The sequence below is a fragment of the Streptomyces gossypii genome (genome assembly GCF_025165795.1).
GTDB classification, from domain to species: Bacteria; Actinomycetota; Actinomycetes; order Streptomycetales; family Streptomycetaceae; genus Streptomyces; species Streptomyces gossypii.
In genome coordinates this window covers 111,655-137,949 of the sequence record NZ_JAJAGO010000017.1, presented here as the reverse complement: position 1 = coordinate 137,949, position 26,295 = coordinate 111,655, and the positions used below count along the sequence as shown (strand labels likewise).

General features: G+C 71.7%; 25 protein-coding genes. 16 read left to right on the top strand and 9 right to left on the bottom strand.

What is annotated here, in order from left to right:
- The first annotated feature begins 12 nt into the window (after positions 1-12).
- The 5 genes from LHJ74_RS29755 (at position 13) to LHJ74_RS29735 (ending at position 4,900) form a co-directional block, all read left to right on the top strand.
- Positions 13-1,353 (top strand): MFS transporter, encoded by a 1,341-nt coding sequence (locus LHJ74_RS29755; RefSeq protein WP_260221333.1) that lies wholly within the window; start codon positions 13-15, stop codon positions 1,351-1,353.
- Positions 1,350-1,958, top strand: coding sequence for a PadR family transcriptional regulator (locus tag LHJ74_RS29750; RefSeq protein WP_260221332.1), 609 nt, complete (start codon positions 1,350-1,352; stop codon positions 1,956-1,958). The genes LHJ74_RS29755 and LHJ74_RS29750 overlap by 4 nt, the downstream gene beginning before the upstream one ends.
- A 132-nt stretch (positions 1,959-2,090) precedes the next feature.
- Positions 2,091-2,630, top strand: a complete 540-nt coding sequence (locus tag LHJ74_RS29745) for a Clp protease N-terminal domain-containing protein (protein WP_375546863.1) — start codon at positions 2,091-2,093, stop codon at positions 2,628-2,630.
- Between the two features lie 12 nt (positions 2,631-2,642).
- Positions 2,643-3,686, top strand: a complete 1,044-nt coding sequence (locus tag LHJ74_RS29740) for an EamA family transporter (RefSeq protein ID WP_260221331.1) — start codon at positions 2,643-2,645, stop codon at positions 3,684-3,686.
- Positions 3,687-3,844: 158 nt separating this feature from the next.
- Positions 3,845-4,900 (top strand): DMT family transporter, encoded by a 1,056-nt coding sequence (locus tag LHJ74_RS29735; RefSeq protein ID WP_260221330.1) that lies wholly within the window; start codon positions 3,845-3,847, stop codon positions 4,898-4,900.
- Positions 4,901-5,016: 116 nt separating this feature from the next.
- Here LHJ74_RS29735 and LHJ74_RS29730 read toward each other — a convergent pair whose 3' ends face one another.
- A complete protein-coding gene (locus LHJ74_RS29730; protein WP_260221329.1) occupies positions 5,017-5,718 on the bottom strand; it encodes a pyridoxamine 5'-phosphate oxidase family protein in 702 nt (233 codons plus the stop codon).
- A 45-nt stretch (positions 5,719-5,763) separates the two neighbouring features.
- Between LHJ74_RS29730 and LHJ74_RS29725 the strand changes: the two genes are divergently transcribed.
- Positions 5,764-7,092: an aminotransferase class I/II-fold pyridoxal phosphate-dependent enzyme gene (locus LHJ74_RS29725; protein WP_260221328.1), complete on the top strand. Its 1,329-nt coding sequence runs from the start codon at positions 5,764-5,766 to the stop codon at positions 7,090-7,092.
- Positions 7,093-7,097: 5 nt separating this feature from the next.
- Here LHJ74_RS29725 and LHJ74_RS29720 read toward each other — a convergent pair whose 3' ends face one another.
- Entirely contained in the window at positions 7,098-8,072 is a 975-nt protein-coding gene (locus tag LHJ74_RS29720) for a DMT family transporter (RefSeq protein WP_260221327.1), read from the bottom strand.
- Positions 8,073-8,146: 74 nt separating this feature from the next.
- Here LHJ74_RS29720 and LHJ74_RS29715 point away from each other — a divergent pair, with 74 nt between their 5' ends.
- Positions 8,147-9,055, top strand: coding sequence for a LysR family transcriptional regulator (locus LHJ74_RS29715; RefSeq protein WP_260221326.1), 909 nt, complete (start codon positions 8,147-8,149; stop codon positions 9,053-9,055).
- Positions 9,056-9,080: 25 nt separating this feature from the next.
- Here the strand turns inward: LHJ74_RS29715 and LHJ74_RS29710 are convergent, their stop codons facing one another.
- From LHJ74_RS29710 to LHJ74_RS29695, 4 genes are all read right to left on the bottom strand, one after another.
- Positions 9,081-9,569, bottom strand: a complete 489-nt coding sequence (locus LHJ74_RS29710; protein WP_260221325.1) for a Rieske (2Fe-2S) protein — start codon at positions 9,567-9,569, stop codon at positions 9,081-9,083.
- 80 nt (positions 9,570-9,649) lie between these two features.
- Positions 9,650-11,767: a S9 family peptidase gene (locus tag LHJ74_RS29705; RefSeq protein WP_260221324.1), complete on the bottom strand. Its 2,118-nt coding sequence runs from the start codon at positions 11,765-11,767 to the stop codon at positions 9,650-9,652.
- Between the two features lie 178 nt (positions 11,768-11,945).
- Complete coding sequence (locus tag LHJ74_RS29700) at positions 11,946-12,398, bottom strand: pyridoxamine 5'-phosphate oxidase family protein (RefSeq protein WP_260221323.1); 453 nt, start codon at positions 12,396-12,398, stop codon at positions 11,946-11,948.
- Entirely contained in the window at positions 12,395-12,751 is a 357-nt protein-coding gene (locus LHJ74_RS29695; RefSeq protein ID WP_260221322.1) for a VOC family protein, read from the bottom strand. The genes LHJ74_RS29700 and LHJ74_RS29695 overlap by 4 nt, the downstream gene beginning before the upstream one ends.
- Before the next feature lie 106 nt (positions 12,752-12,857).
- Between LHJ74_RS29695 and LHJ74_RS29690 the strand changes: the two genes are divergently transcribed.
- The 3 genes from LHJ74_RS29690 to LHJ74_RS29680 all read left to right on the top strand — a co-directional run bounded on the left by LHJ74_RS29690 (position 12,858) and on the right by LHJ74_RS29680 (position 16,648).
- Positions 12,858-15,665: an ATP-binding protein gene (locus LHJ74_RS29690; protein WP_260221321.1), complete on the top strand. Its 2,808-nt coding sequence runs from the start codon at positions 12,858-12,860 to the stop codon at positions 15,663-15,665.
- Between the two features lie 85 nt (positions 15,666-15,750).
- Positions 15,751-16,401, top strand: coding sequence for a phosphoribosyltransferase (locus LHJ74_RS29685; protein ID WP_260221320.1), 651 nt, complete (start codon positions 15,751-15,753; stop codon positions 16,399-16,401).
- A gap of 115 nt (positions 16,402-16,516) precedes the next feature.
- Positions 16,517-16,648, top strand: a complete 132-nt coding sequence (locus LHJ74_RS29680; RefSeq protein WP_260221319.1) for a hypothetical protein — start codon at positions 16,517-16,519, stop codon at positions 16,646-16,648.
- Between the two features lie 24 nt (positions 16,649-16,672).
- On the opposite strand, the gene LHJ74_RS29675 is transcribed toward LHJ74_RS29680, so the two are convergent.
- Positions 16,673-17,701: a GNAT family N-acetyltransferase gene (locus LHJ74_RS29675; protein WP_260221318.1), complete on the bottom strand. Its 1,029-nt coding sequence runs from the start codon at positions 17,699-17,701 to the stop codon at positions 16,673-16,675.
- A gap of 543 nt (positions 17,702-18,244) precedes the next feature.
- On the opposite strand from LHJ74_RS29675, the gene LHJ74_RS29670 reads away from it, so the two are divergent.
- From LHJ74_RS29670 to LHJ74_RS29655, 4 genes are all read left to right on the top strand, one after another.
- Positions 18,245-19,726, top strand: coding sequence for a phosphotransferase (locus tag LHJ74_RS29670; protein WP_260221317.1), 1,482 nt, complete (start codon positions 18,245-18,247; stop codon positions 19,724-19,726).
- Positions 19,723-20,454: a class I SAM-dependent methyltransferase gene (locus tag LHJ74_RS29665; RefSeq protein ID WP_260221316.1), complete on the top strand. Its 732-nt coding sequence runs from the start codon at positions 19,723-19,725 to the stop codon at positions 20,452-20,454. Before LHJ74_RS29670 ends, LHJ74_RS29665 begins: the two co-directional genes overlap by 4 nt.
- A gap of 154 nt (positions 20,455-20,608) precedes the next feature.
- Positions 20,609-21,367: a gamma-glutamyl-gamma-aminobutyrate hydrolase family protein gene (locus LHJ74_RS29660; RefSeq protein ID WP_260221315.1), complete on the top strand. Its 759-nt coding sequence runs from the start codon at positions 20,609-20,611 to the stop codon at positions 21,365-21,367.
- 41 nt (positions 21,368-21,408) lie between these two features.
- On the top strand, positions 21,409-22,623 hold the full coding sequence (locus LHJ74_RS29655) for an MFS transporter (protein WP_260221314.1): 1,215 nt from the start codon (positions 21,409-21,411) through the stop codon (positions 22,621-22,623).
- 40 nt (positions 22,624-22,663) lie between these two features.
- Here the strand turns inward: LHJ74_RS29655 and LHJ74_RS29650 are convergent, their stop codons facing one another.
- A complete protein-coding gene (locus LHJ74_RS29650; RefSeq protein ID WP_311203369.1) occupies positions 22,664-23,368 on the bottom strand; it encodes a 2-phosphosulfolactate phosphatase in 705 nt (234 codons plus the stop codon).
- Positions 23,369-24,005: 637 nt separating this feature from the next.
- Between LHJ74_RS29650 and LHJ74_RS29645 the strand changes: the two genes are divergently transcribed.
- Positions 24,006-24,584, top strand: a complete 579-nt coding sequence (locus tag LHJ74_RS29645; RefSeq protein WP_260221312.1) for a dienelactone hydrolase family protein — start codon at positions 24,006-24,008, stop codon at positions 24,582-24,584.
- Between the two features lie 99 nt (positions 24,585-24,683).
- Here LHJ74_RS29645 and LHJ74_RS29640 read toward each other — a convergent pair whose 3' ends face one another.
- The gene (locus LHJ74_RS29640; RefSeq protein ID WP_260221311.1) at positions 24,684-25,556 is read right to left on the bottom strand and encodes an aldo/keto reductase family oxidoreductase; all 873 of its coding nucleotides are present in this window, start codon (positions 25,554-25,556) and stop codon (positions 24,684-24,686) included.
- A 130-nt stretch (positions 25,557-25,686) separates the two neighbouring features.
- Between LHJ74_RS29640 and LHJ74_RS29635 the strand changes: the two genes are divergently transcribed.
- On the top strand, positions 25,687-26,121 hold the full coding sequence (locus tag LHJ74_RS29635; protein WP_260221310.1) for a winged helix-turn-helix transcriptional regulator: 435 nt from the start codon (positions 25,687-25,689) through the stop codon (positions 26,119-26,121).
- Positions 26,122-26,295: the final 174 nt, after the last annotated feature.

Sequence of the window (26,295 nt, the reverse complement as noted above, 5' to 3'; positions counted from 1 at the left end):
AACGTGATGTGGATGAAAAAGCGTTACGCCTTCTGGTCCTACGCCGCCGGAGCGGCCGTCGCCCGCACCGGGGATGAGATGTCCGGGCCCGCCCTGCTGCTCGCGGGCCTCGCGGCCACGGGTTCGGCCGCCTCCGCGTCGACCCTGCTGGCGGGTCTGACGGCCGCGGCGGCTGTCGGCGGCCCGGTCTTCGGGGTGCTGCTGGACAGGTCCGCCGCTCCGGGAAGGCTGCTGGCCGGAGCACTCGGGCTCTACGCGGCGGCACTCGCCGTCATCCTGGTCGGCCTCGGCCGCCTCCCCCTCGGGGTGACGGCTCTGCTGGCGGTGTCCGCCGGGCTGCTCGGCCCGGCGCTGTCCGGCGGCTGGACCTCGCAGCTGCCCCGTGTCGTGACGCCTGATGAGGTGGACCTCTCCGGTCACCGCACCCCGGGGCTGCCGCGTGCGAACGCGATCGACGCGATGACCTTCCATCTCGCCGGTCTCGCGGGCCCGGCCCTGGCCGGTGCCGTCGCGGCGTGTGCGGGGGCGTCGGCCGGGCTCGCCGTCGCGAGTGCCCTCATCTGCCTCGCTCTCCCGGCGGCATGGGTGCTGCCTGCTGCCCGGACCCCGGCCGACGGGGGCCCGCGGGTGCGGCGCGCCCCTCGTGCGACCTCCGCCGCGGCCGATCTGGCCGCCGGATTCCGCGTACTGCGCCGTTCGGTGCCGCTGGCCCGCGCGACCGTGACCTCGGTGATCTCCTGCGCCGCCGGGGGCATGCTGGCCGTGTGCGCACCGCTGCTCGGTGAGCGGGTCCTCGGCGCGGCCGGGCACGGTACGGCCCTGCTCGCGGGTGTCGCCGGCGCGGCGCTCGCGGCCAACGCCCTGCTCGCGCGGCACCCGGGGCTGTTGCGCCCGGACACCCTCGTCTGGTGTTCCGTGCTGGTCCTCGCCGCGGCACTGATGCTCGCGGCGACCGTACGGCCCGTTCCGCTGGCGTGCGCGGTGGTGCTCGCCGGAATCGGCGAAGGGCTGCTGCTCGCCGCCCTTTTCGCGGTGCGGTACCGCGAGGTACCCGCCCGTCTGCGCGGTCAGATCTTCACCACCGGGGCCAGCCTGAAGATCACCGGATTCGCCTGCGGAGCGGGTGTCGCCGGGTCGGTCACCGCCTGGTCGCTGCCCGGCACGCTGCTGATCGCGGCCGGCCTGCAGGTCCTCGCGGCCCTGGCGTTCGGCTGGATCAGCTGGGTGCCGGGCCAGAGAGGGGAGATGCCGGGCGAGCCTTGTCGAACGAACAGTAGCGATATATCGTTGAGGCATCGCAACAGTTCAACGAAAGATCAAAGTACGATCAGAGAAGGCAGGTACGACAGATGAGTGCACAAGGGCACCCGCACGGCCACGGTCATGGCCACGGGCCGGAGCGGGGGCGTTGCGGCCCCCGGGATTTCGAGTGGCGGCGCGCGGCCTTCGGTCCCTTCGGCCCTCCCTTCGGTGACGGTCCGCCTTTCGGTGGACGAGGCCGTGGCGGTCCGCGCGGGCGGGCGCGGCGCGGGGACGTACGCGCGTCGATCCTGAAGCTGCTGGGCGACCGCTCGATGCACGGGTACGAGATGATCCAGGAGATCGCCGAGCGCAGCGGCGGTGCCTGGAAGCCCAGTCCGGGCTCGGTCTACCCCACACTCCAACTGCTGGAGGACGAGGGGCTGATCACCAGTGAGAGCGAAGGCGGCAAGAAGCTGTTCTCGCTCACCGAGGCCGGGCGGACCGAGGCCGAGACGGCCCCCGACGCTCCCTGGGAGGAGGCCGGGCGCGGCATCGACTGGGACGCGATGAACGAGATCCGCAAGGCGGGCGGCGGCCTGATCGAAGCGTTCAAGCAGGTGTGGGCCACGGGTACGCCGGAACAGCGCGAGAAGGCGCTCGCCGTGGTCAACGACTCCCGCAAGCAGCTGTACCGGATCCTGGCCGAGGACGACTGATCCCGCACTGCTGCCGGTGTGCTTCTCCTTCTCAGGGAGGAGAAGGGGGTCTCCCGTCCCACCCCTGAGTGGTACTGGCATATGCCTCCGGGCGAGGATGTCCGGGAACGCCCCTTGTGGTCAGGTGGGGTGGTGCACAGCCGTACGCCGTCCAACGGGCCAGCAGACCAGGATGCCGAGCACCAGTTCAGTGGGGGACTGGTGGCGGTGATAGCGACGGCGCGCCGTCGCGCGGCGCGTGACACCGACAAGCAGATCGACACCGCCCACCTCCTGCACAGCCTGCTGGAGTGCGATTCCGAGGTCTGCCGACTGCTCGACGGCGGCAGCCCGCAGACGGGCAGGCTCCTCGGCTACCTGGTGCAGCGCAGCATCGGCTACGGACTCCGCTGGCAGGGCACGGTCGAGGACTCGGGCGCCCTGCCGGCGGTGGAGGAGGACGGTGTGCCGGGCTGGTCCCCGGCGGCCGTCACCGCGATGGAGTACGCGCTGGTCCGCTCGCGCGGACGCCGGGCCGCGCGAGCGGAGGGCATCGATCTGTTCGCGGGGCTTGTGCGGGACGGCGAGTGCCGGGCCGTCGAGGTGCTGCGGAGGGTGGGCGTCGACGTGGAGCGTCTGGCACACCGACTGGAGGACAGGTGTGAAAAGGATGACACTCCTGTCGGCGCTTGACATGATGTGCGGATGCACGCCACCTCACCCTCGCCCGACGCTGCCCGGCGCCGGAACGCGGGGCTCACCCTCGCCCTCCTCTCGGCCTTCGCCTTCGGCGGCTCCGGGCCTGCCGCCAAGCCGCTGATCGAGGCCGGACTCGAGCCCCTGCACGTGACCTGGCTACGGGTCACGGGCGCCGCGCTGGTCACCCTGCCGCTGGTGTGGCGCCACCGCGCGCTGCTGCGCCAACGGCCGGGGCTGCTCGCCGGGTTCGGCCTGCTGGCCGTCGCGGGCGTGCAGGCGTGCTACTTCGCGGCGATATCCCGCATCCCCGTCGGAGTCGCTCTGCTCATCGAGTATCTGGCCCCCGCCCTGGTGCTGGGCTGGGTCCGCTTCGTCCAGCGCCGGCCGGTGACCAGGTCGGCGGCCGTCGGGGTGGTGCTCGCCGTCGGAGGGCTGGCCTGCGTGGTGGAGGTGTGGGCCGGGCTGAGCTTCGATGCCATCGGGCTGCTGCTCGCGCTCGGGGCGGCCTGCTGCCAAGTCGGCTATTTCGTGCTGTCCGACCACGGCAGCGACGGCGCGGGCGGCAAGGAAGTCCCGGACCCGCTGGGCGTGATCGCCTACGGGCTGCTGATCGGCGCCGTCGTGCTCACCGTCGTGGCGCGGCCCTGGACGATGGACTGGGCGGTGCTCGGCGGGGGAGCCGAGATGGACGGCTCTTCCGTACCGGCCGCCGCACTGCTTGCCTGGATCGTCCTGGTGGCTACCGTCGCGGCGTACCTCACCGGAGTGGTGTCCGTACGGCGGCTCTCGCCGCAGGTCGCGGGCGTGGTCGCCTGTCTGGAGGCGGTCGTCGCGACCGGGCTGGCCTGGGTGCTGCTCGGCGAGCATCTCTCGGCGCCGCAGATCATCGGAGGCGCGCTCGTGCTGGCGGGCGCCTTCATCGCCCAGAGTTCGGCGCCGAAGCCGCCCCCGGCGGATCCCGTCGCGGCGGGTGAGGGTGGCGGAGCGAGAGCGGCGACGGCGAAGACGCAGGCAGGGACCGGGTTGTCGGCCGAGATCGGCTCCCCATAGGGTGTCGCTCGTGTACATCAGTGTGATTTCTCCGCCGGTCGCGTAAAGCGGTCGGCTGACGGAAACCGCGCCGCGGATCGGGGATCCGCCGCCGCGCAGTTTGTCGCTGTCCGCAGACGGTTCACGCGACCACTTCCTGAACTGCGCGGAGTACACACGTGTCGAATTCTGCAATCGCCGCTGCCGGCGGGCTGCCCGTCCAGCGGGGCCTCTTCTATCTCGCCGTGGCGGGAGCCGCCTGGGGTACCGCCGGAGCGGCGGCCGCCCTCCTCTACCGTTCCAGCGACCTCGGGCCGCTCGCCCTCTCCTTCTGGCGTTACGCGGGCGGGCTCGTCCTGCTGCTGGGCGTGGCGGCCCTGCGCAGCGCGCGGACCCGTACCGTACGGACCCGTACCGTGCCGACGCGCGGCGCGGCCACAGGTGCGGCGGCCACGGGCACCGCACCGAGGGACGCTGCCGGGCCCGAACCGCGGCGGCGGCGCATCGCCCGCACGCTCGCCACCGGACTGGGCCTGAGCCTCTTCCAGACCGCCTACTTCGCCGCCGTGCAGCACACCGGGCTGGCCGTGGCCACCGTCATCACCCTCGGTGCAGGACCGGTCCTCATCACGGTCGGCGCCCGGCTGACGATGGACGAACGGCTCGGCCGGGCCGGAACCGCCGCCGTGGGCGGCGCCCTCGCGGGCCTGCTGGTGCTCTGCCTCGGAGACCTGGGCGGTGACGGCTCGGTACGGCCGCTGGGTGTCGCCCTGGCGCTGCTGTCGGCGGCGGGCTATGCGGCCGTCACCCTGCTCACCCGGTGGGCCGGGCGGGACGGCGCGGGCGGTGACGCCTTCACCACCACTCTCTGGGCGTTCGTGATCGGCGCGGTGTGCCTGCTGCCGCTCGGTGCGGCAGAGGGTCTGCTGCCGCACACCGCCGACCCCGTCCGGATCCTGCTGCTGCTCGCCTATGTGGCCGCGGTGCCGACCGCGCTCGCCTACGCGCTCTACTTCGCCGGAGCGGCGGTCGTACGGGCCGCCACCGTCTCCGTCGTGATGCTCATCGAGCCGGTCAGCGCCGCGGTGATAGCGGTCCTGCTGCTGGGCGAGCGGCTGACCGCGGCCACTGCCGTCGGCACACTGCTTCTGCTGTCCGCGGTGGCGGGCCTGGCGCTGTCCGAGATGCGCCTCAGGTCCGTACGGCGCCCGCTGCCGGGCTCCGCCCGGCGTTGACGGAGAACGGCATGGGAGGCCGCCCGCCCCGTTTCCGGGCGGGCGGCCTCGGCGGGGCCGGTCAAGGGCCGCGTGCCGCGGTCGGCGTCGTGCCGGTCAGTGAGGCGTTCTCGCCGTCACGGAGCGGGTTCGAGGTAGCCCGGGACCGCTGTGCCGGGAGCGAGGTCGTCGGCCGGTACCGGCGTGCCGTACGCGGTGGACACCGGCAGGACGCCCGTCCAGTAGGGGAGCGAGGTGTCCTCGGGCTCGTCGTCGGGGCCGCCGGTGCGGACCTTGGCGGACACCTCGTCGAGATCGAGCGCGATCACGGCGGTGGCGGCCAGTTCCTTCGTGTTCGCCGGGCGGCAGTCAGCGGCGCGGCCGGGCAGCACGCCGTCGACCAGCGCGTCGAGCGCCGCCTCGCGCTCCTGCGGGTCGGTGACCTGACGTGCGGTGCCGTGCGCCACCACCGAGCGGTAGTTCAGGGAGTGGTGGAACGCCGAGCGGGCCAGCACCAGCCCGTCGACATGGGTGACGGTCACGCAGACCGGCATCCCGGGCTCCGAACGGCTCGGCTCCGGACGGCCCGCCTCGCGCAGCGGCCGGGAGCCCGTCGAGCCGTGCAGGTAGAGGCGCTCTCCGATCCGTGCGTAGAGCGTGGGCAGCACCACCGGGGCGCCGTCACGGAGGAAGCCGAGATGGCAGACGTATCCGGCGTCCAGTATCGCGTGCACGAGCGCCCGGTCGTAGGACGCGCGCTCCTGGTTGCGGGTGGGGAGGGTGCGCCCGGTCACCGCGTACGAGCCGGGAGAGGGGGCGGGGCCGGGGCCGGTGGACATGCGGTCTCCTTGCGGAATTGATTGTACTAGTGCAAAATAGTCTTTGTGCTAGGAGAATACACAATCACCGGGCGCCGCGCCGCCGAGATCGCGGCCAGCGTCGAGCGCGGCGTCGGCTCGGGCGGGCTCGCGCCCGGTCAGACGCTGCCCCCCGTCCGCGAACTGGCCGCCCGCCTCGGCGTGAACGCGAACACCGTGGCCGCCGCGTACCGCTCGCTGCGAGAGCGAGGGGTGATCGAGACGGGCGGGCGGCGCGGCAGCCGCGTGCGGTCCCGGCCCGCCAGCACACCCCGCGAGGGCATCCGCATCGAGGTCCCCGAGGGTGCACGGGACATCTCGCACGGCAACCCCGACCCCGCGCTGCTGCCCCGGCTGGGTGACGCGCTGGCAGCGGCCGCCGCCCGCGCGGACCGCAGTCCGACGCTCTACGGAGCCCCCGCCGTCACGCCCGCGCTGGCCCGCGCAGGCCGCCGGGCGATGGAGGAGGACGGTGTGCCGGAGGGGCCGTTGGCCGTCACCTCCGGCTCGCTGGACGCCATCGAGCGGGTGCTCGCCGCGCATCTGCGCCCCGGGGACACGGTGGCCGTCGAAGACCCGGGCTGGGGCAGCCTGCTCGACCTCGTCCCCGCGCTGGGGCTGCGGACGGTGCCGGTCACCCTGGACGACGACGGACCGTGTCCGGGCTCAGTGGAGCGGGCGTTGCGGGAGGGTGCGCGGGCGCTCGTGGTCACCCATCGCGCCCAGAACCCCACGGGTGCGGCCGTCTCGGCGGCCCGCGCCGAGGAGTTGCGCGCGGTGCTCGCCGCGTGCCGCGGCACCGTGCTGATCGAGGACGACCACGGCCACGGCATCGTCGATCTTCCGATGCACCCGCTCGCGGGCGTCACGGACCACTGGGCGCTGGTCCGCTCGACCGCCAAGGCGTACGGCCCCGATCTGCGCCTTGCCGTGCTCACCGGCGACCCGGTCACCCTCGACCGCGTGGGCGGGAGACAGTTGCTGGGGCCGGGCTGGGTGAGCCATCTGCTCCAGGATGTCGTGGCGCACCTGTGGGCCTCGGGTGCGGTGGGTGCGGAGGTGCCCCGCGCGTACGGGGAGCGGCGCGAGGCGCTCGTGCGCGAGCTGTCGGCGCGTGGGGTCCAAGCGCACGGCCGCAGCGGGATGAACGTCTGGGTGCCGGTGGGTGATGAGACCGGCGCCGTGACCCGGCTGCTCCAGTCGGGATGGGCGGTGGCGCCCGGAGCACGCTTCCGCACGGGGTCACCGCCCGGGGTGCGGCTGACGGTCTCGCGGCTGACCCCGGCCGAGGCCGGGCCGCTGGCGGAGGCGGTCGCCGCGGCGCTGCGGCCGGGGCCCGAACGGCGCTACGACTGACGGCGCTACGACTGACGGCGCTGCGGCCGACGGCGTGCTGCGCCCGCTCCGGTCTGTGTGAGGGCGGCTCCCAGCAGGACGACGACGGCACCGACCGGAGCGTTCCAGGTGAGCTGTTCGCCCAGCAGCGCGACTCCGGCGACGGTCGCGACCACGGGGATGAAGTAGGTGACCATCTGCCCGGTGGTCGGGCCGACTTCGGCCACGAGCCCGTACTGGATCAGGAAGGCGAGGCCCGTCCCCAGGGCTCCCAGCGCCGCTATGGCGAGCAGCGGACCGGCGGCAACCGCATCGGGTACCGAAGTGAACAGGGGGATGACCACGGCCAGTTGCGCTGTGCCGACCAGCAGCTGGCCGACGCTCATGGACAGATGGGAGTGCGGGCTGCCCGCCAGGTTCTTCCGTACGTACAGCCAGCCGACCGAGTAGCTCGCGGCCGCGCCCAGCGCCATCGCGGTGCCCGCCGGGTCCTGTCCGGAGAAGCCGCGCCAGGCCCCGAGGACGGTCAGCACACCCGCGAAGCCGACCACCATGCCCGCGACGCGGCGCTTGCCGGGCCGGTCGTCGGAGAGGGCGAGCAGCGAGAGCAGCATGGAGAACAGCGGTGTCGTGGCGTTGATGATGCCCGCGAGGGTGGAGGGGATGGACAGCTCGGCGTAGGCGAAGAGGGAGTACGGCAGGGCGTTGAGGAAGAACGCCGACACCGCCAGATGTGCCCACAGCCTCGGAGTGCGCGGCAACCGCTGCCGCTTCAGCGCGAGCACCGACAGCAGTACGAGCGCGCCGAACAGCAGCCGCCCGAAGGACACCTGGAGCGGGGCGTACCCCTGCGTACCGACCTTGATCAGCAGGAAGCTGAAGCCCCACACCAGCGACAGCACCCCGAAGCGGATCCGCCAGTCCAGCCCGCGGCGGCCCTCCGCGCCCGTGGTGCCGGTGAATTCCGTACGGCGGGAACGCGGGTGCGTGGCGGTGTCCATGGCGCCTACGGTTCCTGGTCGAAAGGTTTAGCACAAGTGAGAGTTGATTGAATCAATCACGTAGCATCGCTTACATGTTGAACCTCGATCGGCTACGCACCCTGCACGCGGTCGCCACCCACGGCTCGGTCGGCGGCGCAGCCGACGCACTGCACGTGACCACCTCCGCCGTCTCCCAGCAGATGGCCAAGCTGGAGCGGGAGACGGGCCAGCCGCTGCTGGCCCGCAACGGCCGCGGGATCCGGCTCACCGACGCGGGCCGGCTGCTGGCCGGCCACGCCGGGCGCATCCTCTCGCAGCTCGAACTGGCACACACCGAACTGGAGGCACAACGCGGGCAGGTCGTCGGCGAACTGCTGCTCGCAGCCTTCCCCACGGCGGCCCGCGGCCTCTTCCCGGCCGCCCTGGCGCAACTGCGCCAAGCCCATCCGCAGCTACGCGCCCGGCTCACCGAGCGGGAGCACGCCGAGTCGGTGCCGCTCCTCGTGCGCGGAGACATCGACCTGGCCGTCGTACTCGACTGGCACAACCGGCCGCTCTCGCTTCCCAGCGGTCTCGCCAAAGCCCCGCTGCACGACGACATCGCCGATGTCGCGATGCCCGCCGGGCATCCGCTCGCGGGCCGGCCCCACGTCACCCTGGTCGACTTCGCGGAGGACGAGTGGGTCTCCTGGCCCGAGGGCGAGTTCTGCCACGACTGGCTGATGTTCACCCTGCGCAGCGCCGGAATCGAACCGCGCATCGCCCACCAGGCGGAGGAGCACCACACCCAGCTCGCGCTCGTGGCCAGGGGCCTGGGCGTCGCGGTCGCGCCCCGGCTCGGCCGTGGCACGGTGCCCGACGGCGTCGCGGTGGTACCCGTCCAGCACACGATGCAACGGCACGTCTATGCGATCTGGCGGGAGGACGCCGACCGCCGCCCCTCCATCCGCGCCGCGGTCGACGCGCTCCGGCAGGCGGCGCGGGAGGTCGAGGCGGGCTGAGTGCCCGGCCCGGCAGTCCGGCCCCTCACGTCAGCCGGATCCGGCCGCCCTCGACCGAAACGTTCACCTCGGGCAGACCCTTGGTGGTGGGACCATGGGCCACACCGCCGTCGGAGATGTCGTACTTGCTGCCGTGGCACGCGCAGTTGATCGTCCCGTCCGACACCGAGGCCACCAGGCAGCCCTCGTGCTGGCACACCGCCGAATACGCCTTGAACTCGCCCGCCTCCGGCTGCGTGACGACCACCTTCTCGGATTTGAAGATCCTTCCCCCGCCTTGTGGGACCTCCGACGTACGGCCCAGCTCCGCGCCCTTGCTCTCCTCGGGCGACGGGCTGCCCGCCGTCTCCGTCTCCTTCGGCGTCCGGGTGTCATCCGGCGAGGTCTCGGCACGGTAGCCGTCGCCGCCTTCGGAATCCTCGTCTCCGTTCCCGCACGCGGTCAGGGGCCCGGCGAGCCCGGCGGCGCCGGCGGCGGCGAGCACACTGCGCCGGGAGGTGATCTGTTCAGTCATGAGGCACTTCCTGTCCGGTGCCGGCTCCTGGCTGGTGACGGCCGGTTCTCAGCTTCTTACGGAACCGGCCGCCGAAGCGCTCAGCGACACAGCGCCTTTCGCAGGAATCCCAGCTCGGCCTCCAGCAGCCGCGCACCCGTCGTCTCGTCCTTCACCAGATGCGACGCCCCGGACAGCGGCAGCACCGAGTGCTCGCGCCCCGCGGCCAGCAGCGCGGCGGAGAACCGCAGGGTGTGCGCGATGGTCACGTTGTCGTCCGCCATCCCGTGCACCAGCAGCAGCGGCCGGGTCAGCGACGCGGCCTCGGCCAGCAGCGAGCAGCGGTCGTAGTTCTCCGGCTCCTCGTCCGGGTGCCCGAGGAAGCGCTCCTTCCAGTGCGTGTCGTACAGACGCTGGTCGGTCGGCCCCGCGCCGGAGACGGCGGCGTGGAAGACGTCCGGATGCCGCAGCACCGCGGCGGCGGCCAGCGTCCCGCCGAACGACCAGCCGCGTATCGCCACCCGCTCCGTGTCCAGGCAGGGGCGCGTGGCGGCGGCCGCGCGCAGCGCGTCGATCTGGTCCTCCATCACCGGGGTCAGCTGGTCGCCCCGTACCGCCTTCTCCCACTCCGGACCGCGCCCCGGGGTGCCGCGTCCGTCCGTGACCAGCACCGCGAACCCCTGGTCCGCGAACCACTGGGACACGCACGCGTGCCAGTGCCGGGCCCGGAGCACCAGCCGCATCCCCGGTCCGCCGTACGGGTTGACGAGTACCGGCAGCGGGGCACCGCCCGCAGCGCCCTGCCCGCCCGCCGGGTGACCAGAGGGCAGGAACAGCGCACTGCGCAGCCGCCGCTCACCCAGCGTCAGAAACTCCGGACGCGGCGGCAGCACCGGAGCCTCCGTCAGCGAGCCGATGCTCCCCACCCGGGCACCGCCGCGCACCACCGTCACCTCCTGGCCGTCCTCGGTCAGACCGTCCAGCACGGTGGTGGGGCCGCCGGACGCGGCCTCGTGCTTGCCCGGCCGCCCGCTCAGCCGGACACACCCCGAGGCGGGGGAGTAGCGCCAGACATGCTCCTCGACCGGGTCGTCGACGCCGGTGAACAGCACGTCCTCGCCTGCCGTGCCGAGAACCCCGGTCACCTGGAGGCCCGCAGGGGTGACCGTCTCGTCGCCGACGCGCAGCCGGCGGGTGTCCTCGCTCTCGACGGGGTGGACGAGCGCACCGGAGGCAGTACGGCAGGGAGTGCCCGGCAGCAGCTCCACCCAGTCGCGGTCCCGCTGCTCGTGGAGTATCCGGGTCGAGCCGTCGGCGGTGTCCACGGCCAGCACGCGCAGCGTGCGCTGGTCCCGGCTCTGCACGGCGGCCAGCGGTCCGTGCGCGTCCCATCCGGCAGCGGGGAGGTACTCGAAGGCGCCCCCGTCCCAGTCCACCGCGCGCCGCGCCGCGCCACCGCTGCCCGTACCGAGGGTCAGCAGGTGGAGCGAGACCTCCGCGTTCGCCGTCCCCGCCGCCGGGTAGCGCAGCACCCGCGGCGGCAGCTGCGGCTGCGCCGGGTCGCTGAGGTAACGCCGCCGCACCCGGGTCGTGTCGACGCGCGCGACCAGCAGTGCCTTCGAGTCCGGCGCCCACCAGAAACCGCGCACCCGCCCCATCTCCTCGGCCGAGACGTAGTCGGTGAGCCCATAGGTCACCTCCGTGTTCTCCGGGGCGGCCAGCAGGCGTTCACCGCTCCCGTCCGGTGCGACGACCCGCAGGGCGCCGCCGGTGACATAGGCGATCAGCCGCCCGTCCGGCGACGGACGCGGATCGGCCACCGGGCCCTCGGCGGCCACCGTCACCGGATGCCCGCCACCGCTGCGGACCGTCCACAGCAGCCCGCCGAGGGCGAAGGCCACCAGATCGCCCGCCGCGTCCGTCGCGTACGTCGACACGCCCTCGGACAAGTCCCGGGCCCGCTCCCGGCGGGCACGCTCCTGCGCCGTGACGGCGCCGCCGGTGCCCGCCCCCAGCGCGTACGGATCCGCGAGCAGCCGTTCCCCGCCGGCCTCCCACACCCACAGCCGCCCGACCGGGTCGCTGCCGCCGCCGCTCCTGATGAACAGCACCCGCTCGCCGTCCGGAGAAACGGTGAGGTTCCGCACCGCACCGAGCGAGAAGCGCCGCGTGCGGGCGAACTGGCGGGGGAAGTCTGGGTGATCGGCTGCGATATCCATGCGGGGACTCTCGCACGCCACCCCGGTGGCCCCGAAATGGTCGCGGACAGACCGCCGCCGGTTCGCCTCCGCGAGGCGAACCGGCGGCCGTTCGGGCCCGATCGTTACGCACGACCAACGGGGTGTTCGCGCCGCAAGTCATCCGGATGGGGCGCCGCTGACTTGCCCGGCCGGAGCGTCAGACCAGCCAGCGGCCGTCGCGCATCAACTCGCGGCCGGGCAGTTCGTCCTCCTCGCGCCAGGCCTGGACACGGCGCGGGGTGATACGGAACCAGCGGTAGGGCGTGGTCAGGCCACGCGGGTCGAAGCCGGTGCGTGCGGCGAACCGGTCACCCTGCTGCCCTCGCAGCGCATCCTTCCCGAGGACCTCGACTTCGCCGTCGATCATGCATACGTCGCGGGTGTGGCCGAGCCCCAGCCGAGTGGTCCGGGTGGCGGCCAGGTTCCTGCCGGTCGGACTGTCCGCCGGGGTGGCCACCAGCAGTGCCTCGCCGTCCCAGTCGAAGGAGAGCGGCACCAGGTACGGCGCGCCGTCCGACGAGGCACTGGCCACCCAGGCGTCGATGTCCCGGGTGAGCCGGTGCTCGGTGTCCCGACGGCGCTGAGCGCGGGAGCGTGGGACGCCGCTCATCGGTCCTGCAGCAGGCCCAGGGCGTTGCCGTCGGGGTCGGTGACGGTGGCGATCAGACGGCCGCCGCCCACGTCGTGCGCGGCTTCCGTCACGGTGGCCCCCGCGGCGGTCACCTCGGCCAGCTTCGCCTCGATGTCCGGCACATGCCAGTAGGCCAGTGAGGAGGTCAGCCCCTGCGGGCCGCCGCCCGGCAGCAGCCCGATGTGCTGGCCCTCGGCTTCGAAGGCGACGTAGTAGGACTCGTCGACCTGCGGCGGGACGCCGAGCAGGGCGGCGTACACGGCCTTGGCCTGCGCCAGGTCGGAAACGGGATGCAGCACCGTCTTGATCCCTCGGGTGGCGGTACCGGTCATGATGATCACTCCTGTGGTTGCTCGATCGCTGTTGGCACCAGCCTCTCCCGGCCCGGTCCGGTCCGCCTCCGTGCCGACCACGGAAGCCACCACGGATAATGGCTCGGTGTCCACTTCCAAGATCTCAGCTCGGGAAGCCGATGTGCTCGCGCTGCTCGGGGAGCACCTCAGCAACGCGGAGATCGCCGCGCGGCTGTTCATCTCCGTACGCACAGTCGAGTCGCACGTCTCCGCACTGCTGCGCAAGTTGGAGGTGCCGGACCGGCGGGCGCTCTCCCGGCGCGCGGCCGAGTCCGCCCGTGCTGAGCAGTCACGCCCGGTATCCGCCCTCCCCGCACCTTTGACGGCGTTCATCGGCCGGGTGCGTGAGCGCGGGGAGCTGGCCGACGCGGTGAAGGCACGCCGACAGGTGACCGTGGTCGGCCCCGGCGGGGTGGGGAAGACCCGGCTCGCGCTCGCGGTGGCAGCGGAGGCGGCCGGCGAGTTCGCCGACGGTGTGTGGTTCGTCGACCTGGCCCCGCTCACCGATCCGGGGCGTGTGGGGGCGGCTGTCGCAACGGCCGTGGGCGTGGGCGAGCAGCCCGGGCGCGGTATCGACGAGGCGGTGCTGGCCGCGCTGGCGGACCGCGAGGCGCTCCTGGTGTGGGACAACTGCGAGCAGGTGCGCGACGGGGTGGCGCCGTTCCTGGAACGGCTGCTGGTGGCCTGCCCGCGGCTGCGGGTGCTGGCGACGAGCCGGGCCCGGCTGATGGTGCCGTTCGAGTGGGCCTTCCCGGTCCCGCCGCTGTCCTGGGCGGACGGCAGCGAGTCGGAGGCCGTCACCCTGTTCATGGAACGGGCGGCGGCGGCCGGCCGTCCGCCGGAACCGGCGGTACGTGACCGCATCGCGGCAGTCTGCGAGCGGCTGGACGGCATGGCGCTGGCGATCGAACTGGCGGCGGCACGGTGGCCCACGCTCGGCCTGGACGGTCTCACGGCCAGCCTCTCCGACCCGCTGCGGATCCTCGCCGGCGGACCCCGCGCGGACGACAGGCACCGGTCGGTGCGGGCGGTGCTGGACTGGAGCCATGACCTGCTGGAGTCGCAGGATCGGGCGCTGCTGCGCCGGATTTCCGTGTTCGTGATGCCCTTCACCGCGGAGGCGGCCACCGCGGTGGCCGGGTTCGCCCCACTGGATCCGGCCGCGGTCGCCGACGGGCTCGGAAGACTCGCCGAACAGAGCCTGCTCACCGCGGCACCCTCCGCGACCGGCACCCGGTACCAGGCGCTGGAGACCATCCGCCAGTACGGGAGGGAGCGGCTCGCCGACGCCGGTGAGCTGACGGATGTCCGCTCTCGCCACATGAGCTGGTGCCTGGCAGACGCGACCCTCCTCAAGGGGGCCGAGGGCCCGGACTGGCGCGCCCGGTTCGACGCGAGGGCAGAGGACCTGCGTGCTGCCCTCACCTGGGCCGCCGACCAGCCGGAGCAGCGGGCCGACGCCTGCCGTCTCGCCCTGTCCCTGGCCGAGCTGACCTTCACCCGCAACCTTCTCGGTGAGGCACAGGAGCGGTTCGAGCAGGCGGCCGCGCTCGCCGGTGACGCCGCCGCTGCCGCGGCGCTGCGGGAGGCCGCCGGGGTGGCCGGCTGCCGCAGGCACGGCGACGACATGTTCCGCCTGCACCGTGCCGCCGGAGAGGCCGCCCGCCGGGCCGGCGACAACGCCGGGGCCGGCCGCGACCTGGCGGCCGCCGCCACCGTCGCGTACCGCTTCTCCAGTGAGTTCACACGGATACCCGCCGTGGCGGAGGTGGCCGCCGTGCTCGCGGCAGCGCGGGAGCTGTCCGGCGACGGCGACCCGACTGCCGGCCCTGCTGCCGAAGCGGCTGTCGCGCTGGCCGAGGCGGCGGTGGTCTCCGATGCCTTCGGCGCGGTCCAGGGAGCTTCGGAGAACACGCTCCAGGAGACCGTCGAGTGCGCTGAACGGGCCGTCGCACTCGCCCGGCGGGCGGAAGACCCGGTGGCCGAGTCCGCCGCCCTCGACGCGCTCTCCGGCGCCCGGAGCTGGACCGGAGAGCCCTTCGCCGCCGCCGCTGCCGCCCGGCGCCGGATCGATATCCTGGCCTCGGTACCGCGCACCCCCGCCCGTACGCACGAATGGATGGACGCCCTCGCCATGGCCGCCGGTACCGCACTCGGCGTGGGTGATCTGCCGCAGGCCCACCGGTGGGGCAGGCAGCTCGCCGACCACCCGCTGTTTGCGGAGGCGGGTCACCACGCCACGTCCTGGCTCCTGATCGCGGACGCGTTCGCGGGCGATGCCGGAGCCGTACTCACAGGCAGCGGGAAATTCCTCGACGCGTGGGAGCAGAGCGGCCGGCAGCGGTCGTTCTCGCTCGGCCCGGCCGCCGCGTCGGTCGCCATGATCCACGGCCTGCGCGGCGACCACGACGCCCGCGCGACCTGGCTCACGGTCGTCGACCAAGCGGGCACCGCAGCGGAGCACCGCCATGGCTACGGTGCGGTCTTCGACGCCATGGTCCTGCTCCATCAGGGGGACGCGGAAGCGGCCCTGGAGCGGCTCGCACCGGAGCCGGAGCAGGTGTGGAAGTGGGTCTCCTGGATCTGGCTGCACTGGTATGTGACGCTCCGGGCGGAGGCTTCGGTGCTCGCCGGGCACCCGGACGCCCCGGAGCGGCTCGCCGCCACCCGGAGCGTGGTCGCCGGCAACCCGGTCGCCACCGCCCAGCTGGACCGGGCGGAGGCGCTGCTGGACGGCGACCTGACGCGGCAGCTTGCCGCCGCAGCGGCGTTCGACGCGGCAGGCTGCCGCTACCAGTCGGCGCGCACGCTGCTACTCGCCGGGAACGCCCATGCCGCCGCCGGCACGGCGGTGCTGGCCGGCCTCGGCCTCGCTCCCACGGCCGTCCGGTAGTCGCACGCCGGCGAGAGCTTCGGCGCATGGCTCGTCCTGTTGGCGGTACCCGGCGGGTACGACAACCTGGGAGAAGGAGCCGGTCGTGCGCTTTGAGAACCGTCGGCAGGCGGGCCGGGAACTCGCTCTCCGGCTCGACGAGTGGGCGAAGAGCCGTGATCTCGCCGACGTCACGGTAGTGGCGCTGCCGCGTGGGGGAGTCCCGGTCGGTGCCGAGATCGCCCGGGTGCTGAAGATGCCGCTGGACATCCTCGTCGTCCGCAAGATCGGGGTCCCCGGTGCTCCCGAGGTGGGTATCGGGGCGATCGTCGGTGACGACCCGCCGCTGTACGACCGCGCCGGCCTGGCAGCGCTGCACCTGTCGGAGGAGGGGCTCGACTCCGAGGTGACCCGGGAGCGTGCCGAGCTGCACCGGCGGGAGCAGGTGTACCGCGCGGGGCGCCCCCCGTACGGCATCCGCGGTCGCAGCGTGATGCTCGTGGACGACGGGCTGGCCACGGGGATCACCGCCCGCGCGGCCCTGCGGCATCTGCGCTCGCGCGAGCCGCACCGCCTCACGCTGGCGGTGCCGGTCTGCATCCCGGACATGGCCGCCGCACTGGGGAAGGAGGCCGATGACGTCGTAAGCCTGCACCAGCCGCAGTCCCTGAGATCCGTGGGCGAGTGGTACGCCGACTTCCGCCAAGTCTCCGACGAGGAGGTGCTCGACGCCTTGCGGGAACCGGACCAGGCGTGACGAGGCGGCGCGCAGGCAGGGTCGAGCCGGTACCCGTTCCGCCTCCGCCTCTTGGCGTGCGGCAGTAACGGGGTGCAGCAGAATATGGGCGTCGCTCTCCGGCACCCTCGCCACCATGGGCCCCGGTGTGCCCTACGCCCTCGCCGCCCGCCTCGCCTGTCCGGACCGCACGGGCATCGCCGTCCGCGGATTCCGCCAGAAGCTCACGGAGACCTACCCGCACCTCCCCGGCCGCCGGCACAGCTGAAGGCGCCCCGGTGGCGGTAAGCCTTCACGCGTCGAACATGTAGGCGTCGAGTTCCTTGGGGCGCATCCCGAAGCGCTCCTTGTAGGCGCCGTTGCGCCGTCCGCCCTCGAAGGTCGCCACACCGGCCTGGAAGCCCAGCTGCAGCATTCCCGCCATCAGACAGGAGTAGGAACTGAAGGTGAGCCCCTTGCGCTTGTCGCTGTGCTTGTCATAACCGCCCGCCCAGGCGTGGATCTTGGCCGCCTCGATGAACATGATCGCCTTCGCGAGGATTTCGCCGTCCAGCACCACTTCGACGATGCGGACTCCCGTCCGCGTATAGGGCAGGAACGCTGAGAAGCGTTCCTTGCTGTAGTAGCCCGTGGAGCCGACGTTCTCCATGAGCACTTCGAGGATCCGCAGGCTCTCCGGGGCCTCGTAGTCGTCCGGGGCACGGTCGGTGATCCGCACGCCGCACTCCTCTGCCCGGCGCAGATGGCGTCGGAACTCCCTGCGGGTCTTTGAGGTCAGGGAGGCCAGATAGCCCTCCCAGTCGCCCATGGCTGCGAGGTCCACTGTGTACCGGGTGTCCAGGCTCTTGCCGGTGAGGCCCGTTCCCTCCAGCGCCCGCGCGGTCGCCGTCCCGCCCGGTACGTTGATGAAGCCGCAGCGGGCGAGTCCGGCCGTCGCCGCGACCTTCCGCATGGCCGCCACCACCTGGCCGGCCAGCTCCGGCGTGGCGCTGGTGCTCGCGAGTTGGGTGTCGGAGCAGTGCCAGACGTGGCTCAGCAGAGCGAGCTCCCCGTCGGCCAGACCTAACGCCCGGAGTGGATCGCCCTGGACATAGCAGGGGGTGAGTGCGAGAAGGCGGTCGGCGGAGTCCAGTACCTCGATGTAGTGCACCTCCCGCACCGGCTGGATGGGTTCCCTCTCGTACGCGCGCAGGAATTCGTGCCCGTAGTAGAACTCCGAGACACCCGCTCGGGAGGCCAGATCGGCTGTCTGCGGCGACAGTTCCTCGACGGTACGCACAACCCGGGTGCGGAGTGCGTCAGTACGCGGCGAAGTATTCATTGTGCTCCCAGTCCGAAACCGTGTCCTCGTCCGGCTGCGGTGCCCCGCTGCCGGTGAACGCTCCAGGGCTGCCCTCAGAGTACGGGGCAGGAGCGCCGCATGTGGTGCATGCGGCGCATGCGGGTCTTTCGCCGCCCCGCCGAAACGGTTCTTCCGGTGTGTCGGGGGGAGTCCGCTCCGAAGTCGGCGACCTCCACGCCGTGGGGACTGGCCGAAGTGGAGCCCGAGGGCACCCGGATGGCGAAGCGGACGCCGAAGTGGATGTGGCCGGTGGCGCTGGTCCGACCATGCATGGGAGCCAGGCCGAGGTGAATTGCCGAAGGAGAATCATCTCGCACATTGTGGCGTACATCACAACTGTGGAGTGTGAATTGTTGCTCCTGGTAAACGTGTGCCAGCTGGGACCAGTGAGGTTCCTGATGCGAGAGTCGCGGTGCGTCGATATAGCCAGTGCCGGGCCGTCACGGTTAGCATCAGCCGGTCGATCACGTGAATTTCAGGTGAAAGGGAAGAGTCGTGGGCGAAACCTCTTCCGGGTTATTCATGACGGAGGGCAGGCCCGCCTCCGCGGCCGAACTGGCGGCGCTCTACGCCAGTCTCAGGAACAGCGACCCGGCGCTGGACACCGTGCGGCCGACGCTCGTGGTCGTGGAGCCCTTCCACGGTGCCCGGCTCGCCACCCGGCTCGCTGAGCGCCTCCGGCCCTTCGGAGTCGGGGTCACCTCGCTCGCGGAGGCCGAAGGGCTGTCCCGGAGCACCGTCTACCTCCTGGGCAGCACGCTGCACGGCTGGTGCCTGGACCGTTCGGGGGAGCCGGACGGCGGGGACGAGGAGCGGGACTTCGCCGCGGTCGGTGAAGTTGTCGAAGCGGCCCGCCTGCGCACCTGGGCCGCGGCGACGCTGCCGGAGCCCGTGTTCACCAGGACCCACCGCCCCGGCTCCGACTCCACCGGTGTGATCCAGTTCAACGCCGGCAAGGAGATCGTGGCGAAGATCGGCGGCCTGGATGTCATCGAACCCGAGCGGCAGTTCGTCAGCCGGACCAACGACGAACTCACCCGGGCCGGGTGTGAGCCGCTGTTCCCGAGGCTCTACGGCATACACACCGAGGGCAGCCAGGCAGCGAGCCTCATGGAGGCCGCAGGCCCCGCAGACCTCACCGACCAGCTGTTCGAGGATGCCGCGCGGACCAAGTTACGCGCGGACGCGGTCGGCACCCTCATGCCCTACCTCGACCAGCTGAGCAGCTGGTACCGCCTCACCGCCACCCCCCGGCAGCCCACCGTCGGGGACTACCTCTACCGCGAACGCTTTCACGCGCTGCGCGACTTCCCGGCGTTCCGCTCCACCTTCCACGCGTTCTTCCCGGACGCCGACCTGGACGAGGCGCTCGGCGCCGACGTCCTGCTGCCCGACGGGGTGAAGCTGCGCGGATACACCGAGGCGTCCGAATGGCTCAACCTGGCCACGCCGTCGCTGCTGCCGCGCAGTGGTAGCAGCGCCCACGGGGACGTCAATCTGACGAACATGCTCCGGCGGACCGGCGGAGGTCCGGTCCTCATCGACCCGCGCACCCTTTGGGAGGGGCGGGACCGGCCTGACGTCGGATACGGCGATCCGGTCTTCGACCTGGCCACACTGCTGCACGGACTGCTTCCGATGGCCGCGGTGCTGGAGGCCGCGCACAGCGGAACGGCGGAGCGTCTCTTCGCGACCGATGTCGCCGTCCGCGCCGGGGGCGGACCGCACGACCTCAGCTCGCTGCGTCTCCCGCTGCGGTTCTCCGACGAACTGCTGGCGGTGGAGCGGCAGCTGATCACGTGCAGTCCCGGGGACGAGCCGCCCGAACGGGTGCGGTGCCGCCTCTACCTGGGGGCGGCCAGTTCCCTGGGCGGGTGGCTGAAGTACGAGCACTCCATGCGCACCCGGTACGCCTGGCTCGCCACCTACGCGTACATGCTCTGGTATGTGGAGCGCGCCAGGACCGTGTACGAGAAGAACTCACTGCAGGAGGGGTGCACATGACCACCGTGGACTACGACCAGCACGCTGCCGAGTATGCGCGGCACCGCCGCCCCTACTCCGGGCTCGTGGAGCACCTCATCGAGTACGCGGGGCTGACCAGTAGCTCCCGGGTGCTGGAGGTGGGGTGCGGCACGGCCAACCATCTGGCGGGAGTCCAGCAGGAGACAGGATCCCGCGCCGTCGGGGTGGACCCGTCCGCCGAGATGCTCCACGCCGCCGCCGACCACCCGGCCGAGCTGGAGCTGCTGCGCGGGCGCGCCGAAGAGCTCGACTTCCCCGAAGAGAGTTTCGACCTGATCTTCTCCATCGACGTCATCCATCATCTCCCGGACCCGGGCCCCTACTTCTCCCGCGCGTTCCGGGCGCTCAAGCCCGGCGGCCTGCTCTGCACGGCGACGGACTCGGAGTGGATCATCCGCAACCGCGTCCCGGTCGCGCGCTACTTCCCCGCCACCGTCGACGCCGAGCTGGCCCGGTACCACCCGGTCCCGGCGCTGGCTGCAAGCCAGCGCGCCGCCGGGTTCAGCACGGAGCACGAGCGGGTGCTGGAGAGCTTCTACGAACTCACCGACGCCGCCAGCTACAGCCAGAAGGCGTTCTCCGTACTCCATCTGATTTCGGAACAGGACTTCGAGGAGGGGCTCACCGCACTCCGCGCCGACCTGGAGAAGGGGCCGATCGAGGCCAACATGCGGATCTGCGCGCTGTGGAGCCGGAAGCCCGCGTGATCTCCGCTTACGCCCCTCCCGGGATGGCAGCCCTCGTCCGGGAAGCGGCCCAGAGAGCGCAACCCGTCCTGCCGGCCGCTCCGGCGGCCGCGGAGTGCTGCCCGCACATCGGCTCTGCCCGACACGAGTCGTCCTGGGTTCCGGTACCCCTGGAGTGAGGGAGTGCGTCATCAAACCCATCATCGGAATCACCACGTACCAGGAACAGGCGTCCTGGCGCGGCTGGCACCGGCACGCGTCGCTGGTGCCGACCGACTTCCTCAACGCCGTCGCGGACGCCGGCGGCACGCCGGTCCTGCTGCCCCCGTTCGGGGCGGCGGCCGAGGCCGCAGCGGTCACGGCGGGGCTCGACGGCCTGCTGCTGGTCGGCGGCGCCGACATCGACCCGGCCCGCTACGGCACGGACCCCTCACCGCACACGTCTGGCGTCACGCCCGAGCGCGACACCTGGGAATTCGCCCTGCTGGAGGTCGCCTTGGAGGAGGATCTCGCGGTGTTCGGCGTCTGCCGGGGTATGCAGATCATCAATGTCCTGCTCGGCGGGACGCTCCAGCAGCATCTGCCCGATGTGGTGCAGCACGACAACCACCAGAGCGCAGAGCCGGAGTTCCGGAAGAACCTGGTGTTTCTCGACCCCTGCCAGCTGCCGGGCTCGGTCCTCGGAGAGCAGGCGGTCCTGCCCTGCTACCACCATCAGGGGGTGGAGAGGCTCGGCAAGGGGGTGCGGGACACCGGCTGGAGCAAGGACGGTGTGATCGAGTCGCTCAGCCTGCCGGACCGGCGGTTCGTGCTGGGCATGCAAGGACATCCCGAAGTCGGTCCGGACAGGAACCTGTTCCGGGAGTTCGCCGAGGCCGCACGCCACCGCGCGGCCCGACCCCGCAGGAGGCCGGACGGCTGCGCAGTACTGTGAGCAAGCCTCAAGCCCCTACACCGCCGACCAGAATGACGAGGATGCCGAACAGACCGACACTGCTGCTGCTGGCCTGCGGCGCCTTCGCGGTGGGCACGGACGGCTATGTGCTCAGCGGCATCCTCCCGCTCATCGCCTCGGACATCGGCGTCTCCGACTCGGTCGCGGGCCAGTTGGTCACCGCCTTCGCGCTCACCTACGCGATCAGCGCCCCGGTGCTGATGACGGTGACGGCCAACGTGTCACGGCGCGTCATGCTGTATCTGTCGCTCACGCTGTTCCTCCTGGCCAACGTGGCCTGCGCGGTCGCCTCGGACTACGCCGTGCTGATGGCGGCCCGGGTGCTGGCCGGAGTGGGCGCCGCCGTCTATATGAACACCGCGGTCGCCACGGCGTCCGCGCTGGTGGGCGAGGAGTTCCGCGGCCGCGCGGTGGCGCTGGTCATCAGCGGTCTGACGGTGGCCACCGCACTGGGAGTGCCGATCGGCACCATGGTGGGCGGGCTGGGCAGCTGGCGGCTGACCTTCGGCCTGGTGGCCGCGTTGAGCGTCCTGGTCATCGTGGGGCTTGTCGCGTTCCTGACCGACATCCCCACACCTCCGGCGATCACTATGGCGAGCCGGCTGCGGGTCGCCGCCGAACCGTCGGTGCTGGTCGCCGTCGTGGCGAATCTGTTCGCTGTTGCCGGGTGCTTTGTCGTGTTCACCTATCTCGCGGTACTGACCTCGGAGGTCACCCCGTTGAGCGGCGCCGCCGTGGGAGCGGTGCTGTTCGCCTGGGGTGTGGCCGGCGGGGTGGGCAACGTGTGGGGCGGTAAGGCCGCCGACCGCCGCGGCGGCGACTACGCCTTCCGTGCCGGAGTGATCGGGGTGACCGGATCCTTCGCCGTACTGGGTCTCGTCGCCGTCACCCTCCCGTTCGGAGCGGCGCCGACCACGGTGGCCTTCCTGCTGATCGCCATGGTCTGGAGCGGCCTGTACTGGATGATCCCTCCGTCGCAGCTCCAGCGGGTGATGGAACGGGCCCCCGAAGCCCCCGCGATCGCCCTGTCGGTGAGCAGCTCCTCCTCCTACCTTGGAGTGGCGCTGGGAGGGGCAGCCGGCGGAATCGTGCTCAGCAGCTTCTCCGCCACCGCGCTGCCCTGGGCCGGGGCCGTCCTGGAGGCGTGCGCCCTGGCCATCGTGCTCACCGCCGCCCGGCGTACCAGGCGCCCGGCCGGCGAGGCGAGCCGGCCCACGGATGTCAGGACCGGGTGAAGAACGCCGACCGGGCGAGCACCTCGGAGCCACTCAGCGGTCAGACCGGAGCTTCGTCGGTCGGCGGAAGCACGGTGCGCGGACGGAGGACCATGAGTGGCCCTTCCGAGGTCGCCACCATGGCAAAGGGGAACCGGTCGACCTCAAGACAGAGTGCGACGTCGTCAGAATGCACTCCTTGACGCACACCCTCCGCCAACTCGGCGGCGGCGCGCGACTCTGCAGCGCGGCGGACGAACTCAGCAGCGTCCGTCCCAGCCTCGGTGGTGGCCCTCCGAGCGATGTACTGAGCACACGCCAGATCTTCCTCGGCCCGCCCCTCGTCGCCAGTGACCACGAACGTGACACTGTCACTCTTGCGCGTCCGCAGGAGCCGAGCCGTTGCCTCCGCCACCACGAAGCCGGCGCAGAGCACCAACGACGCCTCTTTGACCGCGAGGGCGCCGACCGTCCCGGCCGTCGTCTTCTGCACAACGGTCCGTCCGCCAAGGTCGACAGAACGCAGCAGGCCGGGCGAGTTGACCATGGCGAACCCGGGCGCGGGCGGACCGTCTTTGAGCGCCACCCAGTCCGGGTGGCGAGCCGTGAGCGCCAGGGCCTCCTCCAGCGACTCAGCAAGAACGATCTTTTCCGCCCCCTGGGCAAAGGCCCAGGCAGCCACCGTGAAAGCACGCATCACATCGACGACCACCGCCACGGACGGGGCTTCGACCAGCTCAGCGATGCCAAGGAAACAAGCGTCCATTCCGATCATGATCGCGCATGCCTGACCCGAAGCACCCGGACAGTGGTCCACGTCACAGCGGCGGTCCGGTGAGCCGGTGGTCACCGTGGCGCGGTGCACTCACGACCTGGCCGGGTGTGGCGCCGAGGGTGCGGGCGACATCGCCACCAGCGCGAGCGTGACGGCGAGCAGCACCTGACCGGGTCGGGGTTTCCGGTGGGCTCGTCGGCGAGGACGACCAGCGGCCGGTTGCCTCAGGGCTGTCCCATAATCCCTGGCGGGCGCACGACGACAGCTACGGCACCTCGCTGCGTTGCCGGAACGCCCGGACACGCCCAGTATGAGGACGCCCCTCCGCCTTGCGAAGCACCGCATCTGACGCCGCGCGCTGATCCACCAGGGATCACGGGACAGCCCTCAGGGCGCGGGCGATGGCGTCCGGCAACTCACCACCGACAACCGCCACCCCTACGAGCGGCTGAAGGCCGCCCGCTCGAACCTGCGCTTCCAAGAGTGGCGAGTCGCCGATCTCGAAGTCCGCCTCACCGAACCGGGACCACCGGCCTGATCCTGTCCGGCCCAGGCCCGTGGATGTCAGTGCCGAGGGCCATACTCGTGCCGCGGCGCCACCCGGGAACCGCAGCACGAGGAGAGCAACATGACTGAGGTGCTGGTCTTCCACCATGGACACGGGCTGACCGCCGGTGTTCGCGAGTTCGCCGAGCAGCTGCGACGGGCCGGACACACCGTCCACGCCCCAGACCTGTACGAGGGGCAGGTGTTCGACAACCTCGAGGAGGGCACCGGCTACGCCGAGAACGCCGGGTTCGACACGATCACCGCGCGCGGAACCGCTGCCGCCGAGGGGCTGCCCGCGGAGCTCGTCTATGTTGGCTTCTCGCTCGGCGTCCTGCCGGCACAGAAGCTGGCCCAGACCCGCCCCGGCGCAAAGGGCGCACTGTTGCTCGAGGCATGCGTCCCGATCTCGGAGTTCGGCGGCGCCTGGCCCCAGGACGTCCCGGTCCAGATCCACGGCATGGACACAGACCCCTTCTTCGCCGGGGAGGGCGATGTGGACGCCGCCCGCGCGCTCGTCGGGACGGCGGCGGATGCCGAGCTGTTCCTCTACCCCGGCGACAGGCACCTGTTCGCCGACAGCAGTCTGCCGTCCTACGACGAACAGGCCGCACAGCAGGTCAACGATCGGGTGCTCGGCTTCCTCGACCGCGTCAAGTAGGGGCGCCGACAACCTGCTCCTGTCCGGCTACCTCGCGGCCCGTCCACCGTCCCGGTGGCCGGGCCGTCCCAGGAGGCCACCCGGGCGTGTGTGTGTTGTTCAGCGGCCGATGCTGTGCAGTTCGGCCACATCCTCGTCGGAGAGGGAGAGCCCGGCGCCTGCGATGTTCTCGCGCAGGTGGGCGGTGGACGAGGTACCGGGGATGAGCAGGATGTTCGGCGAGTGTTGCATCAGCCAGGCCAGCGCGACCGACATCGGCGTCGCCTCCAACCGGCTCGCGACCTGCGAGAGGGCCGCGGACTGCAGCGGCGTGAAGCCCCCCAGGGGGAAGAACGGCACGTAGGCGATGCCGTCGGCGGCGAGGTGGTCCACGAGGCCGTCGTCGTGGCGGTGGGCGAGGTTGTACATGTTCTGCACGCACACGATCGGGGCGATGCCGCGTGCCTCGGCGACCTGCTCCGCGGTGACGTTGCTGACGCCGAGGTGGCGGATCAGGCCCTCTCGCTGGAGGTCGACGAGCGTCTCGAATGCTTCAGCGATCGAGCCCGGTTGGGGGCCCTGAGCGTCGCCCATGCGCATGTTGACCAGGTCAAGGGCCTCGACGCCGAGGGAGTCGAGGTTCTCATGGACCTGCTTGCGCAGGTCTTCGGGGCGCCGGGCGGTGGGCCAGCCGCCTTGCGCGTCGCGGGTCGCGCCCACCTTGGTGGCGATGAACAGCGGCTCCGGGTAGGGGTGCAGCGCTTCGCGGATCAGCTCATTCGTGATGCGCGGTCCGTAGGCGTCGCTGGTGTCGATGTGGGTGATCCCGAGGCTGACTACCTCGCGCAGGACGGCCAAGGCGCCGTCGCGGTCGGCGGGCGGCCCCATGACCCACGGGCCGGCAAGCTGCATGGCGCCGTAGCCGAACCGGGTGACGGTCGAGTCACCCAGCGTCCAGGATCCGCCGTGAAGAGGTGTGGAGGGCGTGTTCATCGTGGTGCCTTTCACTTCTTGCCAGGGGTGGTGTCTCCGGCCCCCTTGCACCAGTATTGGAAACTAACTTTCTATTAGGAAGTAGGCACTCTGAAGTGCGTAACTAACCAGAGAGTGAGAGGCGAGACCGGTGACGACGACGAAGGCCGACAAGAAGGCGCAGAACAAGGCGGAGTACAACGCGTTCCTGGCGGTGTGCCCCAGCCGTCAGCTCCTCGACCGGATGTCGGACAAGTGGGTCGTCCTGATCCTGTGCGCACTGGGCGGTGACGCGTCCGAACAGCCCGGCGCATCACAGGTTCCGAAGATGATGCGCTACTCCGAGCTCGCCCGGCTGCTGGTCGGCGTCAGCCAGAAGATGCTGACCCAGACCCTGCGAGCCCTCGAACGCGACGGCTTGCTTATCCGCACCGTGACACCCACGGTTCCCGTCACCGTCACCTACGAACTGACTGACCTCGGCCTCTCACTCCACCACCTGACACGCGGGCTCAGACAGTGGGCGCAGACCCACATGGACCAAGTCCTCGCCAACCGCGAGAAGCACGACGCACGAGCTTCCTAGCGCGGACAAGGCCGCGGAGACGCGCGGCTCCTGCTGAGGGCTGCCCGGTAATCCCTGGCGGGCGCACGACGACAGTTACCGTGACCGAGCTGTCATCCGCACCGATCCACCACCTGGAGCCCGGGTAGACGAACCAGACCGGTGTGACGTGGGTCGAGCCGTCCGGACGCCTTC